The sequence below is a fragment of the Micromonospora sp. NPDC049114 genome (genome assembly GCF_040648635.1).
Taxonomy (GTDB): Bacteria; Actinomycetota; Actinomycetes; order Mycobacteriales; family Micromonosporaceae; genus Micromonospora.
The window spans coordinates 1,590,468-1,603,685 of record NZ_JBEZEA010000001.1; the positions used below are offsets into that span (position 1 = coordinate 1,590,468).

15 protein-coding genes are annotated in these 13,218 nt (G+C 72.4%); 3 read left to right on the plus strand and 12 right to left on the minus strand.

Going from position 1 to position 13,218, the window contains the following annotated elements; translation table 11 throughout:
• Positions 1–39: 39 nt before the first annotated feature.
• Positions 40–387 (plus strand): metallopeptidase family protein, encoded by a 348-nt coding sequence (locus AB0B39_RS07595; protein ID WP_234582699.1) that lies wholly within the window; start codon positions 40–42, stop codon positions 385–387.
• Between the two features lie 175 nt (positions 388–562).
• Complete coding sequence (locus AB0B39_RS07600) at positions 563–1,285, plus strand: AIM24 family protein (RefSeq protein WP_234582643.1); 723 nt, start codon at positions 563–565, stop codon at positions 1,283–1,285.
• Between the two features lie 73 nt (positions 1,286–1,358).
• On the opposite strand, the gene pheA is transcribed toward AB0B39_RS07600, so the two are convergent.
• The 5 genes from pheA to AB0B39_RS07625 all read right to left on the minus strand — a co-directional run bounded on the left by pheA (position 1,359) and on the right by AB0B39_RS07625 (position 4,848).
• Complete coding sequence (gene pheA / locus AB0B39_RS07605; protein ID WP_357573750.1) at positions 1,359–2,315, minus strand: prephenate dehydratase; 957 nt, start codon at positions 2,313–2,315, stop codon at positions 1,359–1,361.
• A gap of 10 nt (positions 2,316–2,325) precedes the next feature.
• Positions 2,326–2,949, minus strand: a complete 624-nt coding sequence (locus tag AB0B39_RS07610; RefSeq protein WP_357491810.1) for a hypothetical protein — start codon at positions 2,947–2,949, stop codon at positions 2,326–2,328.
• A 66-nt stretch (positions 2,950–3,015) separates the two neighbouring features.
• A complete protein-coding gene (locus AB0B39_RS07615; protein WP_357573751.1) occupies positions 3,016–3,405 on the minus strand; it encodes an ACT domain-containing protein in 390 nt (129 codons plus the stop codon).
• Positions 3,406–3,480: 75 nt separating this feature from the next.
• Entirely contained in the window at positions 3,481–3,939 is a 459-nt protein-coding gene (locus tag AB0B39_RS07620; RefSeq protein ID WP_357573752.1) for a hypothetical protein, read from the minus strand.
• Positions 3,940–4,107: 168 nt separating this feature from the next.
• Positions 4,108–4,848, minus strand: a complete 741-nt coding sequence (locus AB0B39_RS07625) for a hypothetical protein (RefSeq protein ID WP_234582638.1) — start codon at positions 4,846–4,848, stop codon at positions 4,108–4,110.
• A gap of 167 nt (positions 4,849–5,015) precedes the next feature.
• Here AB0B39_RS07625 and AB0B39_RS07630 point away from each other — a divergent pair, with 167 nt between their 5' ends.
• Positions 5,016–6,233, plus strand: a complete 1,218-nt coding sequence (locus AB0B39_RS07630; RefSeq protein WP_234582637.1) for an arginine deiminase — start codon at positions 5,016–5,018, stop codon at positions 6,231–6,233.
• Positions 6,234–6,251: 18 nt separating this feature from the next.
• Here the strand turns inward: AB0B39_RS07630 and AB0B39_RS07635 are convergent, their stop codons facing one another.
• From AB0B39_RS07635 to AB0B39_RS07665, 7 genes are all read right to left on the minus strand, one after another.
• Complete coding sequence (locus AB0B39_RS07635) at positions 6,252–7,139, minus strand: DUF5926 family protein (RefSeq protein ID WP_357573753.1); 888 nt, start codon at positions 7,137–7,139, stop codon at positions 6,252–6,254.
• A gap of 62 nt (positions 7,140–7,201) precedes the next feature.
• Positions 7,202–7,636 carry an ATP-binding protein gene (locus AB0B39_RS07640; RefSeq protein ID WP_234582698.1) on the minus strand — a complete coding sequence of 145 codons (435 nt, stop codon included), beginning with the start codon at positions 7,634–7,636 and terminating at the stop codon, positions 7,202–7,204.
• A gap of 61 nt (positions 7,637–7,697) precedes the next feature.
• Positions 7,698–9,152, minus strand: a complete 1,455-nt coding sequence (locus AB0B39_RS07645) for an ATP-binding protein (protein ID WP_357573754.1) — start codon at positions 9,150–9,152, stop codon at positions 7,698–7,700.
• 159 nt (positions 9,153–9,311) lie between these two features.
• The gene (locus tag AB0B39_RS07650; protein WP_357573755.1) at positions 9,312–10,100 is read right to left on the minus strand and encodes a glycerophosphodiester phosphodiesterase family protein; all 789 of its coding nucleotides are present in this window, start codon (positions 10,098–10,100) and stop codon (positions 9,312–9,314) included.
• Positions 10,101–10,110: 10 nt separating this feature from the next.
• Positions 10,111–10,446 carry a rhodanese-like domain-containing protein gene (locus AB0B39_RS07655; RefSeq protein WP_039905019.1) on the minus strand — a complete coding sequence of 112 codons (336 nt, stop codon included), beginning with the start codon at positions 10,444–10,446 and terminating at the stop codon, positions 10,111–10,113.
• A 58-nt stretch (positions 10,447–10,504) separates the two neighbouring features.
• Positions 10,505–11,467 carry an LCP family protein gene (locus AB0B39_RS07660; RefSeq protein ID WP_357492096.1) on the minus strand — a complete coding sequence of 321 codons (963 nt, stop codon included), beginning with the start codon at positions 11,465–11,467 and terminating at the stop codon, positions 10,505–10,507.
• 228 nt (positions 11,468–11,695) lie between these two features.
• The gene (locus tag AB0B39_RS07665; protein ID WP_357491821.1) at positions 11,696–12,958 is read right to left on the minus strand and encodes an LCP family protein; all 1,263 of its coding nucleotides are present in this window, start codon (positions 12,956–12,958) and stop codon (positions 11,696–11,698) included.
• Positions 12,959–13,218 lie beyond the last annotated feature (260 nt).

Here is a 13,218-nt window from a genome sequence, read left to right on the forward strand (position 1 = left end):
CCGACCGGTGCGACGTCGGGCAGAATGGACGCCGTGCCGGTGGACATGACTCGCGAGCGCTTCGAGGAGCTGGTGGCTGACGCCCTCGACGAAGTTCCCGAGGAACTGCTCGGCCTGATGAGCAACGTGGTGATCCTGGTCGAGGACGACCCACCGCACACCGACCCCGACCTGCTCGGCCTCTACGAGGGGCACGCGCTGACCGATCGGGGCTGGGACTACTCCGGCGTGCTGCCGGACCGGATCTTCATCTACCGCCGTCCGATCCTGCGGATCTGCGACAGCGACGAGGACGTCGTCGACGAGGTCGCGGTGACAGTGGTGCACGAAATCGCCCACCACTTCGGCATCGACGACGCGCGACTGCACGCACTGGGCTGGGGCTGACCCGGGCGCACACGGCGACCCCCGGCGCACACGGCGATTCCCTGGCCGCACGCGGCGACCGTTCGCTGCTCACCGCCACGCCCGAGCGCGGCACGCCGCTCGGCCGATGGCCCCTGGTTGCCCTGGTCGCCTACCGTCGGTGCAGCTACCGCGACCGTTTCAGGAGGCACCTTTCATGCGCAGCGAGCTGTTCTCGGCGGAGAATCTGGAGAAGGAGTCCGCGCAGGCCGGCATGCGGCTACAGAACTCCAAGATGTTGAAGATCGAGCTCAACGGCGAGGCGATGGCCCGGGTCGGGTCGATGGTCGCCTACCAGGGCAACGTGCAGTTCCAGGCGCTGGGCTCGGGTGGGCTCGGCAAGTTCCTCAAGCAGAAGCTCACCGGCGAGGGCGTCCCGCTGATGAAGGTCACCGGCCAGGGTGACGTCTTCCTCGCCGAGCTGGCCAAGGACGTGCACATCATCGACCTGGAGCCGGGCGACGCGCTCTCCATCAACGGTTCCAGCGTGCTGGCCTTCGACTCGACCCTCCAGTACGACATCAGGATGGTCGGCGGCGCCGGCATGGCCTCCTCGTCCGGCCTGTTCAACTGCGTGTTCAGCGGTTACGGCCGGATCGCCATCACGACCAAGGGCACCCCGGTGGTCCTCAACGTGGACGCCCCGACGTACGTCGACCCGCAGGCCGCCGTCTGCTGGTCGGCCAACCTCCAGACCGGCTACCACCGGGCTGAGCAGCTCGGTCTCGGCACGCTGCTGGGCCGGCGCACCGGCGAGTCGTTCACGATGAGCTTCGCCGGTCAGGGCTTCGTGGTGGTGCAGCCGTCCGAGGAGCCCCCGGTCATGGGCAGCGGTCAGCAGCAGCAGGAGGGCGGTCTGCTCGGCGGTCTGCTGAGCTGACCACCGACGCGGGTACGGGCGCTCCCGGTCGCACCGGGGCGCCCGTACGCGTGTTGCGCGCCTGCTCGGCCGGTCAGCTCAACTCGCCGGTGCGCAGCCGGGCCAGCCAGGCTGCCGCGTCGGCGTAGTCGACGTCGGAGAGGCCTGCCGGCGCGGGCACCTGCCGCTCGCCTGCCGCGTCGACCCAGCGATGCCGGGGGTACGACCCCAGGAAGCGGACGTCGGCGCACACCCGGCGCAGCCCCTGCAACGCCTCGCCCAGGCGTACGTCGGCCACGTGGCCCGTGCAGTCGAGGAAGAAGACGTACCGGCCCAGGGCCTCGCCGGTCGGGCGGGACTCGATCCGGGTCAGGTTGACGCCGCGGACGGCCAGCTCCATCAGCACCGACAGCAGCGCGCCGACCCGGTCGTGGGCGATGTAGACGGCCAGCGAGGTGAGGTCGTCGCCGGTCGGCGGTGGGGGCGGCCCGGGGCGGGAGACCAGGACGAAACGGGTCACGGCGTCGGGGTGGTCGGCGATCTTGTCGGCGAGCAGGGCGAGTCGGTGTCGGGCCGCCCCGATCGGCGCGCAGATCGCCGCGTCGTACTCGCCGGAACCCGCGCCGGCGGCAGCCGCGCCGTTGGAGAGCACGTCGACGACCACGGCGTCGGGGACGTGGTCACGCAGCCAGCCCCGGCACTGGGTGGACGCCTGCGGGTGCGCCGCGACCGTGCGGATCGCCGACAGCGCGGTGCCGGCTCGCGCGGCGAGCACGAACTCGACCGGCAGGATCACCTCCCGGGTGATCACCAGCGGATCGCCCTCGGCCATCTCGTCCAGGGTGACGCCGACCGCCCCGCCGATCGAGTTCTCCAGCGGCACCAGCGCCGCGTCGGCATCCGAGGCCCGGACGCTGTCCAGTGCCTCACCGACGCTGCGGGCCGGAGTCCGGGTGCCACGCTCGGCGGCGGGAACGGTGCGCAGGGCCTGCTCGGCGAAGGTGCCCTCCGGGCCGAGGTAGACGAAACGCGTGGGCGGTGTTCCGGGCATGTCGACCAGACTACGCACCCGGCCGGGCCGCCGGATCGTCATCGCAGGCGAGCGTACGGATCCCGGCCGGCCCGGTGGCGCGGACCTCGATGGTGCACACGTCGGTGCCGGCGGTGACCAGCTCCGGGGCGGCGGGCCGACCCCGGGTGACGACCTGAAGTTCCTCGTGCCCGGTCACCTCCAGCACCGTGTACTGCCAGTCGGCGGCGCACAGCGGCCCGGTGCGGACCCGGACCCGCACGTTGTCCGGGAGCACCGAGGCCCGGCCCTTCAGCAGTTGCACCACCCGCTGCCCGGTCGGACCGTTCCGGCAGGCCGTCGCGACCAGGCCCGGTTCCCGGCTGGCCGACGGGGTCACGGCCGGTGGGGCGCTTGGCACGGTGGACGGCGTGCCCGTCGGGACGCCGGTCGAGGAGGGTGCCGTCGGGGTGCCGGCGCCGGTGGGCAGCCCGGCCGGGTCGTGCAGCTCGGGAGGGGCGCCGCAGCCGGCCAGCGCCCCGATGGCCAGGAGCGCCAGCAGGGCCCCGGCCACTGGCAGCGCACGAACCGCCACGGACGTGATGGCGGTTGTCGCCCGGGTCGGGGGAGCCGGGTGGCGGGGCGGGGTGAACGGCACGGGCCGATCCTCGGACATCGGGAAACGTCGTTGCGGCCGGGGTGGCCGAGCCCATCGTAGGGCGAGTGGTCGGCCGGGTGAAGCTCAGCCGAGGACGCGGTGCCCGGCACGCTCCAGGGCGGCCCTGCCCTCGGTCAACCGGACGGTCGGCACCAGCACGTAGTCGGTGTCGAAGGTGGAGAACGTGACCACGCTGACCCGGGCCGCGGCGAGCGGGTCGACCAGCGCCGCCAGTGTGCCGGTGCCGTCCACGCCCGGCGGGCCGACGACGCGCAGGCAACGCCAGGTGGTCTCCACCACTGCCTTGGCGGGCACCCGGTCGGTAGGGCAGATCACCGAGATCCCGTCGGCGGTCCAGCTCACCGTGACCACGTCGGCGCGGCCCAGCTCACTCGACAGTGCGGCCGGCAGGGCGGCGCCGGCACTCAACCGGCACACGGCGTACTCCCCCGGCAGCAGATCGATATTGAGCATGAAGGCACCTTACGGCGTGGGTGTGGGACCGTCCCGCCATCGGCGCGTGCGGCGAACGACACATTGCGCCGCAGGTCAGACCTCTGAGAAGAAGGTGAGCGAGCCGGCCACGGCACCGTTGGTGAGGACCGGGGTGGAGATCGCGTCGACCGTCGCGTCGGAGCTGTCCGCCGAGGCAGCCTGCACCCGCAGCAGCCCACGGGCGAGGCGGCCGGAGGAGAGCGCCAGCAGGGGCGGGATCTTGTCGATCTCGGCCTCGGTCAGCTCGCCCCGGTTGGCGGTGAAATCCAGCAGGCGCAGCCCGCCGTCGAGCAGCGGTCGCCCGATCAGGCCGGCCGGGTCACCCAGACAGAGCAGCTCACAGCCGGCGGTGGAGATGGCCACGACCCGGGTGTCGGCGTCGATCAGCAGGCAGGGCTCATCGGCCCGGCCGACCGTCGAGGACCACTGGCCGACATTGTCGGACCCCAGCTCTGTCGAGGCCCGCGCCGACGGCACGAACACTTCCGAGAGCGAGAGTTCGACGTGGGCCACCGCGCCTCCTATGTCCACCGACGGACTGTCCACGCTAGCCGGTCGCCGACGGAATCACCGAGCGCACCAGGTCACCGAACCGCACAGCTCGAACCGGGGCGGCCGGCGACGGCGCGGGAGCCGGTGGGGTAGGTGGGGGACCGGGGCCGCGTGGCGTCGCCGGTGACGTTACCGGCGGTGGGCCGGCTTGTCAGCGGCCGTTCGGCCCTCGTCGTACCACCGGTAGTCGGCCGATGGACGGTACGTGCCGTTCAGCCAGGTGCTCGGGTGCTGTGCCACCCGGGACAGCTTCTCGGCCGTGGCCGGGCTTATCCGGCTGCCACCGGCCACGAGGAGCCGATCCAGCTCCCGGTGGGTGGCCATCAGACAGTCCTTCGGAAGGCCGTAGACGCTGATCACGCCGGAGCCCACGAAGGTCAGCACCGGCGTCACCGGGATGGTCAGCCCCACCGCGTCAGAGAGGGCCTTGCTGGCCCGCCTGGCGTCCCGCCGGGCCTCGGTGACGTACGGAGGCCGCTTGCCGTTGATCTGCACGACGTCCCCGGCGACGAGCACCCGGGCCCGGCCGTGGTCGGCGATGGTCACCGCGAACAGGCCGCTCGGCCCGATGGCGAGGAACCCGGCGCGGTCGTCCTGGGTGCGGTCGAGCAGGACGTCCGCCACGTCGGTGCGGGGCCACTCGATGACGTGCCAGGCCGGCCCGAGATGGTCGAGCTGGCCGAGCGCTCGTGCTCCGGCCGCCTCCAGTCGACGGGCGCCCCGCTCGGCACGGCGGCGGCGGGCCCATTCGAGCGGTGTGGGACGGACCGGCTCCAGAGCCCCGGGCGACTCGACGCGGGGGTGGGGCACCGCGATGGGCGGCAGTGCCCTGGCGGTCGGTACGGCTCGTCGTGCGGGAAAGACAGTCATCGTCGTCGACCTCCGGCAAAAGGTCCCTCGAAGTTATGTCCTCACTACCCTACGTTGCCACTGTGGGTGTTCGGCAAGCCGGAGCGCCGGAGTGACTGTGGATGAATGCCATATTCATCCACAGTTCTTTTCTCGGATGCCGCCAAACCCTGCCCTACGCTGCGGGGGTGACCCACTACGTCGACAGTGAAGTCGGCCGGCTCGGCACCGTGCTGCTGCACCGGCCCGGCCCGGAACTGGCCCGGCTCACCCCCCGCAACAACGACTCGCTCCTGTTCGACGCGATCCCCTGGGTCGGCCGCGCCCAGGAGGAGCACGATGCGTTCGCCGCCGCGCTGCGCGAGCGCGGGGTCGAGGTGCTCTACCTGGCCACCCTGCTGGCCGAGACGCTGGCCGTCGAGGACGCCCGCGCCGAGTTGACCGAGGAGGTGCTGCGCTCCCGTCGCCTCGGCGACACGCTCCGCGCCCGGGTCGCCGACCACCTCGCCTATCTGGACCCGGTCGCGTTGGCCGACGTGCTCACCGCCGGGCTCGCCCACGAGGAACTGCGGATCAGCTCGGAGCGGCCGGGCGGCCTGGTCTACACCCTGATGGACCGGCACGACTTCGTCATCGACCCGCTGCCGAACCTGCTGTTCACCCGGGACTCGTCGCTGTGGATCGGCGACCGGGTCGGCGTCACCAGCCTGGCCATGCCGGCCCGACGCCGGGAGACCACCCTGACCGACGCCATCTACCGCCACCATCCACGCTTCGCCGGCACCCAGTTCGTCTACCGCCCCAACCTGGAGCACCTGGAGGGCGGGGACGTCCTGCTGCTCGCACCCGGCGTCCTGGCGGTCGGGGTGGGCGAGCGGACCACCCCGGCCGGCGCCGAACGCCTCGGCCGGCAGGTCTTCGCCGCCGGGCTGGCCCACACCATCCTGGTGGTGCCGATCGCGCAGAAGCGCGCCACCATGCACCTGGACACCGTGTGCACGATGGTCGACGCCGACGCGGTGCTGATGTACCCGAACATCGCCAGCACGCTCTCGGCGTACACCGTGATCGCCGGCGCGGACGGCGAGGACCCGCGCGTGGACGGCCCGGCGCCCTTCCTGCGGGCCGCCGCCGACGCGATGGACCTGGACCAGCTCCGGGTCATCGACACCGGCCTGGACCCGGTCACCGCGGAACGCGAGCAGTGGGACGACGGCAACAACACCCTCGCCCTGGCACCCCGGCTCTGCGTCGGCTACGAGCGCAACACCGAGACCAACGCGCAGTTGGAGCGGGCCGGCATCGAGGTCATCCCGATCGCCGGCTCGGAGCTGGGCTCCGGCCGGGGAGGCCCGCGCTGCATGTCCTGCCCGATCGTCCGCGACCCGCTGCCCGTCAACGGGTGAACGGGCAGCGAGCCGGGATCAGCGCAGGGTGAGTTGGCGGCCGAGCAGCCCCTGGCGGGCCCGCCGGCCGGCGGCGTCCAGCGGTTCGGTGGTGGCGAGCGCCTCGGCGTACCGCTTGGCGAACTGCGCGACCGGGTCCTCCCACTCGGCGGCCGGAGTCTCCTCGGGCAGGTCCCACACCGGCACCAGCCGGCCGTGCGCGCGGAACATCCCGGCGAACTTGGTCTGCTCGCCGAGCGTCAGCGTGCCGGCCGCGCCGAGGCGGGCCAGCGCGTCCAGGGCGGCGTCCTCGTCGTCCGGCAGCACCCAGCGCACGTGCGACTTCTCCGGGACCCGGCACCAGTACGCGGCTTTCGCGGCGGTCATCCGCACGGTCGGGTAGATGGCGGCGTTCGCCCGCTCCAGCGACGCCTGGACGCTCGGGTCGTCGGTCGCGCCGGGGTCGAGCCAGAACTCGAACCCGTCGTGCATGGTGACCTCCAGCGGGCCGTCCACCAGGATGTCCTGCAGACGCGGCCCGGGACCGGGCAGCGGTGGTACGGACACCTGGCCGCCCGGCTCGGCCCGCAGCGCGCAGAGCAGCGCCTCGGCCAGGTCCCGGGAGACGTCGCCGGACTGCTGGTGGCGTTGCAGACCGATGAGCACCCGGCCGTCCGGCTTGCTCACCGCGGGCGCGGCCATCGGCAGCACCGTGGCGAGCGTGACCGACCGCTCCCCGAATTCCTCGACGAGGGCCGGCGCCAGCCGCAGCGGCGCGGACGCGGCGGGCACCAGTTCGCGCAGCGCGATCCACTCGACCTCGTCGGCCAGCCCCTCGAACGGTCGCGGCACGAAGACGTCCCGCACCTTGTCCTTCCGGGGCGCGGTGTCGGCGGCGGTTCGCTGGCTCTTTCGACGCTTGCTCACGGCGTCACAGCCTAAGGCCCCGCCGGTCCCACCGTGGGCCGGACCCACCCGGCCCGACGATGTCAGCCGGCCGTCACCAGGCCGGAACGCGGGGGCGCGGTGGGCCGCGAGGTGCGGGGTGGATCGAACTCCGCCCACACGCGCTGGCCCATGCCGTCCCGCTCGACGCCCCAGCGGGTCGCCAGGCCGGCCACGATGTGCAGACCCCGCCCGTCCGCGGCGTCCGGGTTGGCCGTGCGGATCCGCGGGCTGGTGCCCGCGCCGCCGTCGGTCACCCGCAACTGGATCCGGGGGCCCTCGGCCGAGGGCCGCAGCCGCCACGCCACCCGGACCACGCCGCCGGGCAGCGGTCGGGCGTGCCGGACCGAGTTGCCCACCAGCTCGGCGAGCACCGCGATCAGATCCGCGAGAAGCGCCGGGGCCACGACGTCAGCCAGGTCGCCGGCGAGCCGGTGTCGTGCCAGCCGTGCGCCGGCGGGGTGGTGGGGAACCACCACGCACCACGCCCGATCCCTCACTGCCGCTGCCACCGTCGCCTCCACGTCGCGCCACCGTCGGTCAACCGCGCGGTAGCCGCACCTCTGCGACCGTACCGCCGTCGGTCCTCGGACGTAGGGATACCCATCCATTCTGTTGTTCAACGATCCGGCGGACGAGATAGAGGCCGAGCCCCGCTCCCGGGTAGCCGCGCCGGTCGCCGGACTCGCCCTGCCAGAACCTGTCGAACGCCCGCTCCACGTGCTCCGGCCGGATGCCGATGCCCCGATCTTTGACCCGGAACGCGACCAACTGGCCGTCCACCCCGGCGGTGATCTCGATGGGGGAGCCCGGCGGTGAGTACTTGCCGGCGTTGGTCGCCAGCTCGGTCAGCACGGTGGCCAGGCTGGGCCGGTGGCCGAGCGCCTTGGGCAGGTCGGCCGGGAGGCGCAGCGTCAGCCGGTGCCGCAGATCCGCCGGCAGGTCCACGGTGGCGGCGCGCAGCGCCTCACCGAGGTCGAACGGGGTCGGTGGGTCGTCCCCCGGCCCCGCCTCGGCCGCCGAGGAGAGCAGCCGGTCGACCAGCCGGGCCAGCTCGTTGGCGCGCTGCCCGATCACCCGGGCGGCCTGTCGCCGGTCGCCCTCGGTCAGCGACTCCCAGTGGTCGGTGAGGGTGTCCGCGTACCCCTTGATGACGGTGACCGGCGTACGCAGCTCGTGGCTGGTGACCGCGACGAACAGCTCCCGGTCGTGATCGCGGCGCTGCTGGTCGGTGATGTCGCGGAAGGTGACCACCCGCAGCGCGCCCGGGCCGGGCAGGTCGCCGGAGGTGATGCGCAGCCAGCGTCCGTCCGGCAGCCGGTGGTCACGGACCTGGCCGGAAGGCGGCAACGGGAACGGTAGCGGGCCGCTCAGCGCCTGCTCCGCTGTCCGGCCGGTGACCTGGGCGGCGGCCGGGTTCCAGAGCCGGACGTGGCCGTCGCGGTCGACCACCGCCAACCCGTCGGCGAGCGCCGCCACCACCGGCCCGTCGCCGTGCACCGGCAGCCCGCTCTGGTCGCCGTACATGTGCGCGATGCACGAGGCGAGGTAGGCGAGCACCCCCTGCTGCTCGGCGCCCGGGTCGTCGTCGCCCGGGTAGAGGGCGTGCAGGCTGCCGACGGTGTGACCGCCGATCTCGGCCCGGGACACCACCATCCGCCGCAAGCCGCTGCCGGCCAGCTCGGCGGCGAGCTTGCCGTTGAGCTCGGTCACCCGGACCTGGCTCACCCGTGGCCCGGAGAGCAGGCAGACGGTGTCCGGGTCGTCCACCGCGAGCGGTCGGCCGAGCGCCCACTCCGCCGCGCCGGTGGCCGCGATCACCCGGCCGCCGGTCGGGCCGAACTCGACGAACGCCATTCCGGTCGCGCCGAGCGCCGGTTGGGTCACCAGAAGGAGCTGGGTGAGGACCGGTAGGCCCGCGTCCCCAGAATTGATCATCTCGATCACGGCGGCCTGGCCGGCGAGGAGAGCGGGAAAATCGATACGCTCCGGCATGTGCCGAGTCTGCCCCGCCGGTCCGGCTTTCGGCACCCCCGGTTCTCGCGCAGGCGGTCGGCGCGCTGAACGGCCAGCTCGGCGTTGTCGCGCAGGCGTAAGGTGCCGGCGCTGCCGGGGGTCGGCACGCTGCACGGCCAGCTCGGCGTCGAGGGCCGTTCAGCGGTCCCGGCGGGCCAGGACGTGCGCTGGTCGGTCGGTGATGATCCCGTCCACCTCCTCGGCCAGCACCAGCTCCAGGTCGGCCGGCTCGTTGACCGTCCAGACGTACACCTGGTTGCCGGCGGCGCGCAGCGCGGGCAGCAGGCGCGGTCGGGCCCGGACCAGGCCGATGCCCGGCCCGGCGATGCGGGTGCCGAACGGCAGTCGGCCCAGCCGCAGCCAGGGCGGCAGCACCTCCAGCAACAGCACCGTGGGCAGCGCGGGGGCCAGCTCCCGGACCCGTCGCACCGCCAGCGGGGAGAACGACATGACGGTGACCTGGACCGGGTCGTCCGGCGCAGGGTCGGCCAGCCCGTACCGCCGCAGCAGGTCGACCAGCCGCCGCTCCACGTTCGAGCCGTAGCGGGACGGGTGTTTCGTCTCCACCAGCAGCCGGACCGGCCGCCCGGCGGCGAGCACCGCGTCGAGCAGCCGGGCCAGCGTCAACAGCCGGGTGTGCGACCCGTCCGGCGGCAGGTCGCCGCTCGGCGCGCTGCCCGGATGCCAGGAGCCGAAGTCCAGCGCGTCCAGCTCGGCGAGCGTACGCGCGCTGACCAGACCACTGCCGTTGCTGGTGCGGTCCAGTCGCCGGTCGTGCACGCAGACCAGGTGCCCGTCCCGGGTCAGCCGGACGTCGCACTCCAGCCCGTCGGCACCCTCGTCGAGGGCGCGCAGATACGCGGCGAGGGTGTGCTCCGGAAGGTCGTACGAGGCGCCGCGGTGCGCGAAGACCAGAGGCCCGCCCATTCCGGCCGCCTCAGATGACCTGGCCGGGCTGCCCGTTCGCGTCGACCACCGGACGGCCGACCGCTGCCCACTGGCGCATCCCGCCGTCGGCGTTCCGCACCTGCTCCCAGCCGTTGTTGACCAGGTAGGCGACGACCTGGGCGGAACGGCCACCGGAGCGGCAGATGACTGCCACGTCCCGGTCGGTGGGCACCTCGGCCAGCCGCGCCGGCAGCTCCATCATCGGCAGGTGGTGGGCGGTGGGTGCGTGGCCGGCCGCCCATTCGTCGGCCTCCCGCACGTCGAGCAGGTAGGTGTCGTCGGCGATCTCGGTCACGGGCACGGTGGGAACCTGGGGTCCGAACACAGGAAGCAACACTAGATCCTCGCGGGCCGGATCGGCACCGAACCGGCCGTCGGTACGGTCACAACCGGGTCACCCAGCGCGGGTTGGCCTGCGCCCAGGCCGGTACGCGGGTCCCCCGGACGGCCTCGAAGAGCCCGTTGCCGCCGTTGTCGAGCACCACGTACGAGACCTGGTCGATGGTCTGCGGTGACGACGGCACCTGGACGCCGTGCATCCCGTCGGGCGGCAGCGCGCGGAGCGCGAGGAGCAGGTCCTCCAGGGGTACGCCGTTGGTGTCGACGGTCAACGAGCCGCCGACCGCGCGGAGCACCTGGTCCAGTTTGACGGGGTTGTTGCGCAGGTCGGCGTTGCCGGCGCTGTCCAGCATCGCCTTCAAGAGCTGCTGCTGGTGGTGCTGCCTGTCGAAGTCGCCGTTGGGCAGGTCGTAGCGCTGCCGCACGTAGTCCAACGCCTGCGCCCCGTCCATCCGCTGGCAGCCGGTGGGGAAGACGCGGTTGGTGTGGATCGAGCGGACCTCGGTGTCCACGCACATCTGCACCCCGCCGAGGAGGTCGATCACCTTCCGGAAGCCGGAGAAGTCGATCAGCGCGGCGCCGTCGAAGCGGATGCCGGTGAGCCGGTTCAGGGTGACGGAGAGCAGTCGGGTGCCGGCCTGCCCGCCGCCGCCGTGCTCGTACGCCGCATTGATCTTGTCTGGACCGCCGCCGAAGCCGTTCGCGGGTGGGATGGAGACCAGCAGGTCACGTGGGATGGAGACCAGGTACGCCTCCCGCCGTCCGGCGGGCACGTGCACGATGAGGATGGTGTCCGAGCGCTGGTCCGGTTCGCTGCTGCCGGCGCGTCGGTCGGTGCCGATGAGCAGGTAGTTGAGCGGCCCGTCCAGGTCGGTCCGGTCGGTGCGGGCGTCGGCGTCGAGCAGCTGTTCCTTGGTCACCGTCCGGTCGTACCGGTGGGTCAGCGTCTTGAGCCCGATGAGGGCGAGCCCGGCCAGCAGGACGAGGGCCAGACCGACGCCGAGCAGGACGCGTGACCAGCGGGTGCGGCGGGGCGCGGCCGGGCGTGCCCGGTCCGCTGCGTTCCGCCCCCACCTGGACGTGACCGCCTCCCCGCAGCCGATACGTGAAACCTGCTCACGTCAGGCTACGGTCGGTAGCGGACCGGTTGCCGGGCTTTCCGCGACTTCAAGCGACACAGCCTCGGGTGACGGCGCGGCCTGAGGCGGCGGCCGCCTCAGGCGACGCGGCGGCCGTCACTTGCGGCCGGAGATCACCTCGGGGTGGGAGAAGACGAACTCGGCGAGCTTGTCCTGCTTGACCGCCTCGAACATCTGCATTGTTTCCTCGTTCAACGCCTCGCGGTTGTTGCTGTTGCCGTTGAAGCTGCCGTTGTTGGTCTTCAACATCGTCAGCTCGTTCGCGGTGACCCCACGCATGGTGAAGATGAAGTTCTCGATCGGCACGCCGCCGGTGTCCAGGACGAACGCCTTGCCGGCCGCCTTGATCAACTGGTTCAGCTTGGCCGGGTTGGTCAGCATGCCGCCGTCGGTGGCCTTGCGCGCCATCGCCTTGATCAGTTGCTGCTGGTTCTGCTGACGGTCGTAGTCGCCGCCGGGGAGCCCGTAGCGCTGCCGCGCGTAGTCGAGGGCGGCCCAGCCCTCCATCTCCTGGCAGCCCTTCTTGTGCACCACCGGGGTCATCTGCTTGCCGGTCTTCTTGGCGTCGGCGTTCCACATCGGCTTGCCGTCGACGAACGACATGTGCTTCGACTTGACCTCGTGACTCACGCAGATCTTCACGGTGCCCAGGGTGTCGATGACGTTCTTGAAGCCACCGAAGTTGATGATCGCCGCGCCGTCGAAGCTGACCCCGGTGAGGCGCTTGATCGTCTGCGCCATCAACTGGGCGCCGCCCTCCCAGCCGCCGCCGTTGCGGGCGCCGGCCTGGAACGCGGCATTGATCTTGTCGGTGCCACCGGCGAAGCCGCTCTTCTTGAAGGGCGGGATCTGCGCCTCGGTGTCCCGGGGGATCGAGATCAGGTACGCCTGGTCGTGCGAGGCCGGGATGTGCAGGATGATGATGCTGTCCGAGCGGACGTCGTCGGCGGCCCACCGCTCGCGCGCGTCCACGCCGAGCAGCAGCATGTCGATCGGGCCGTCGAGGCTCGCGCCGCCCTCCGCGTCGGTCTTGCCGGCATCACCGAGCAGGTTGCGTTGGGCGATGTCCCCGGTCGCCTGGCCGATCAGCACCTTGCTGCCGACGATCGCCACTCCGCTGCTGAGCATCAGCACCGCACCGAAGATCACGGTCAGTCGGGCCCAGAGCGGATCCTTGCGCTTGGGCCGTTTCTTCGCCGGCCCCTTGCCGCCCGTCCGGCCGTTGCCGCCGCCGCCCGGCGGGCGACCGCCCGGCCCTCCACCTGAAGGGCCCGGCTGCGCGGGAATGGACGCGGCGATCCGGCCGCTCGGGGCTGCGGCTCCGGGGGACGAAGGGCGACGGCTGGCCTGAACCGGCATGCGTGCTCCAGCTCGTGATCAGGAGGGGGCGGCCCTACTGTACGTACATCAATTCGAGTTTGCGAGTTCATCTGGGCTCGACTCGGTCGCCGGGCGTTGTCAACCGGGCGATCGTCGCCACGTGATGACCGTAAAGGCGAGGCCCTCTCGGCTCCGGGTGGACCGCGTCGCCGGCGACCCGGGCCCCCCCCGGCCGCAACACCCCACGGGGATAGTACGCGGGGGGGGCGGGGGCCCGAACGCCCATGGGTGCGGCCCCA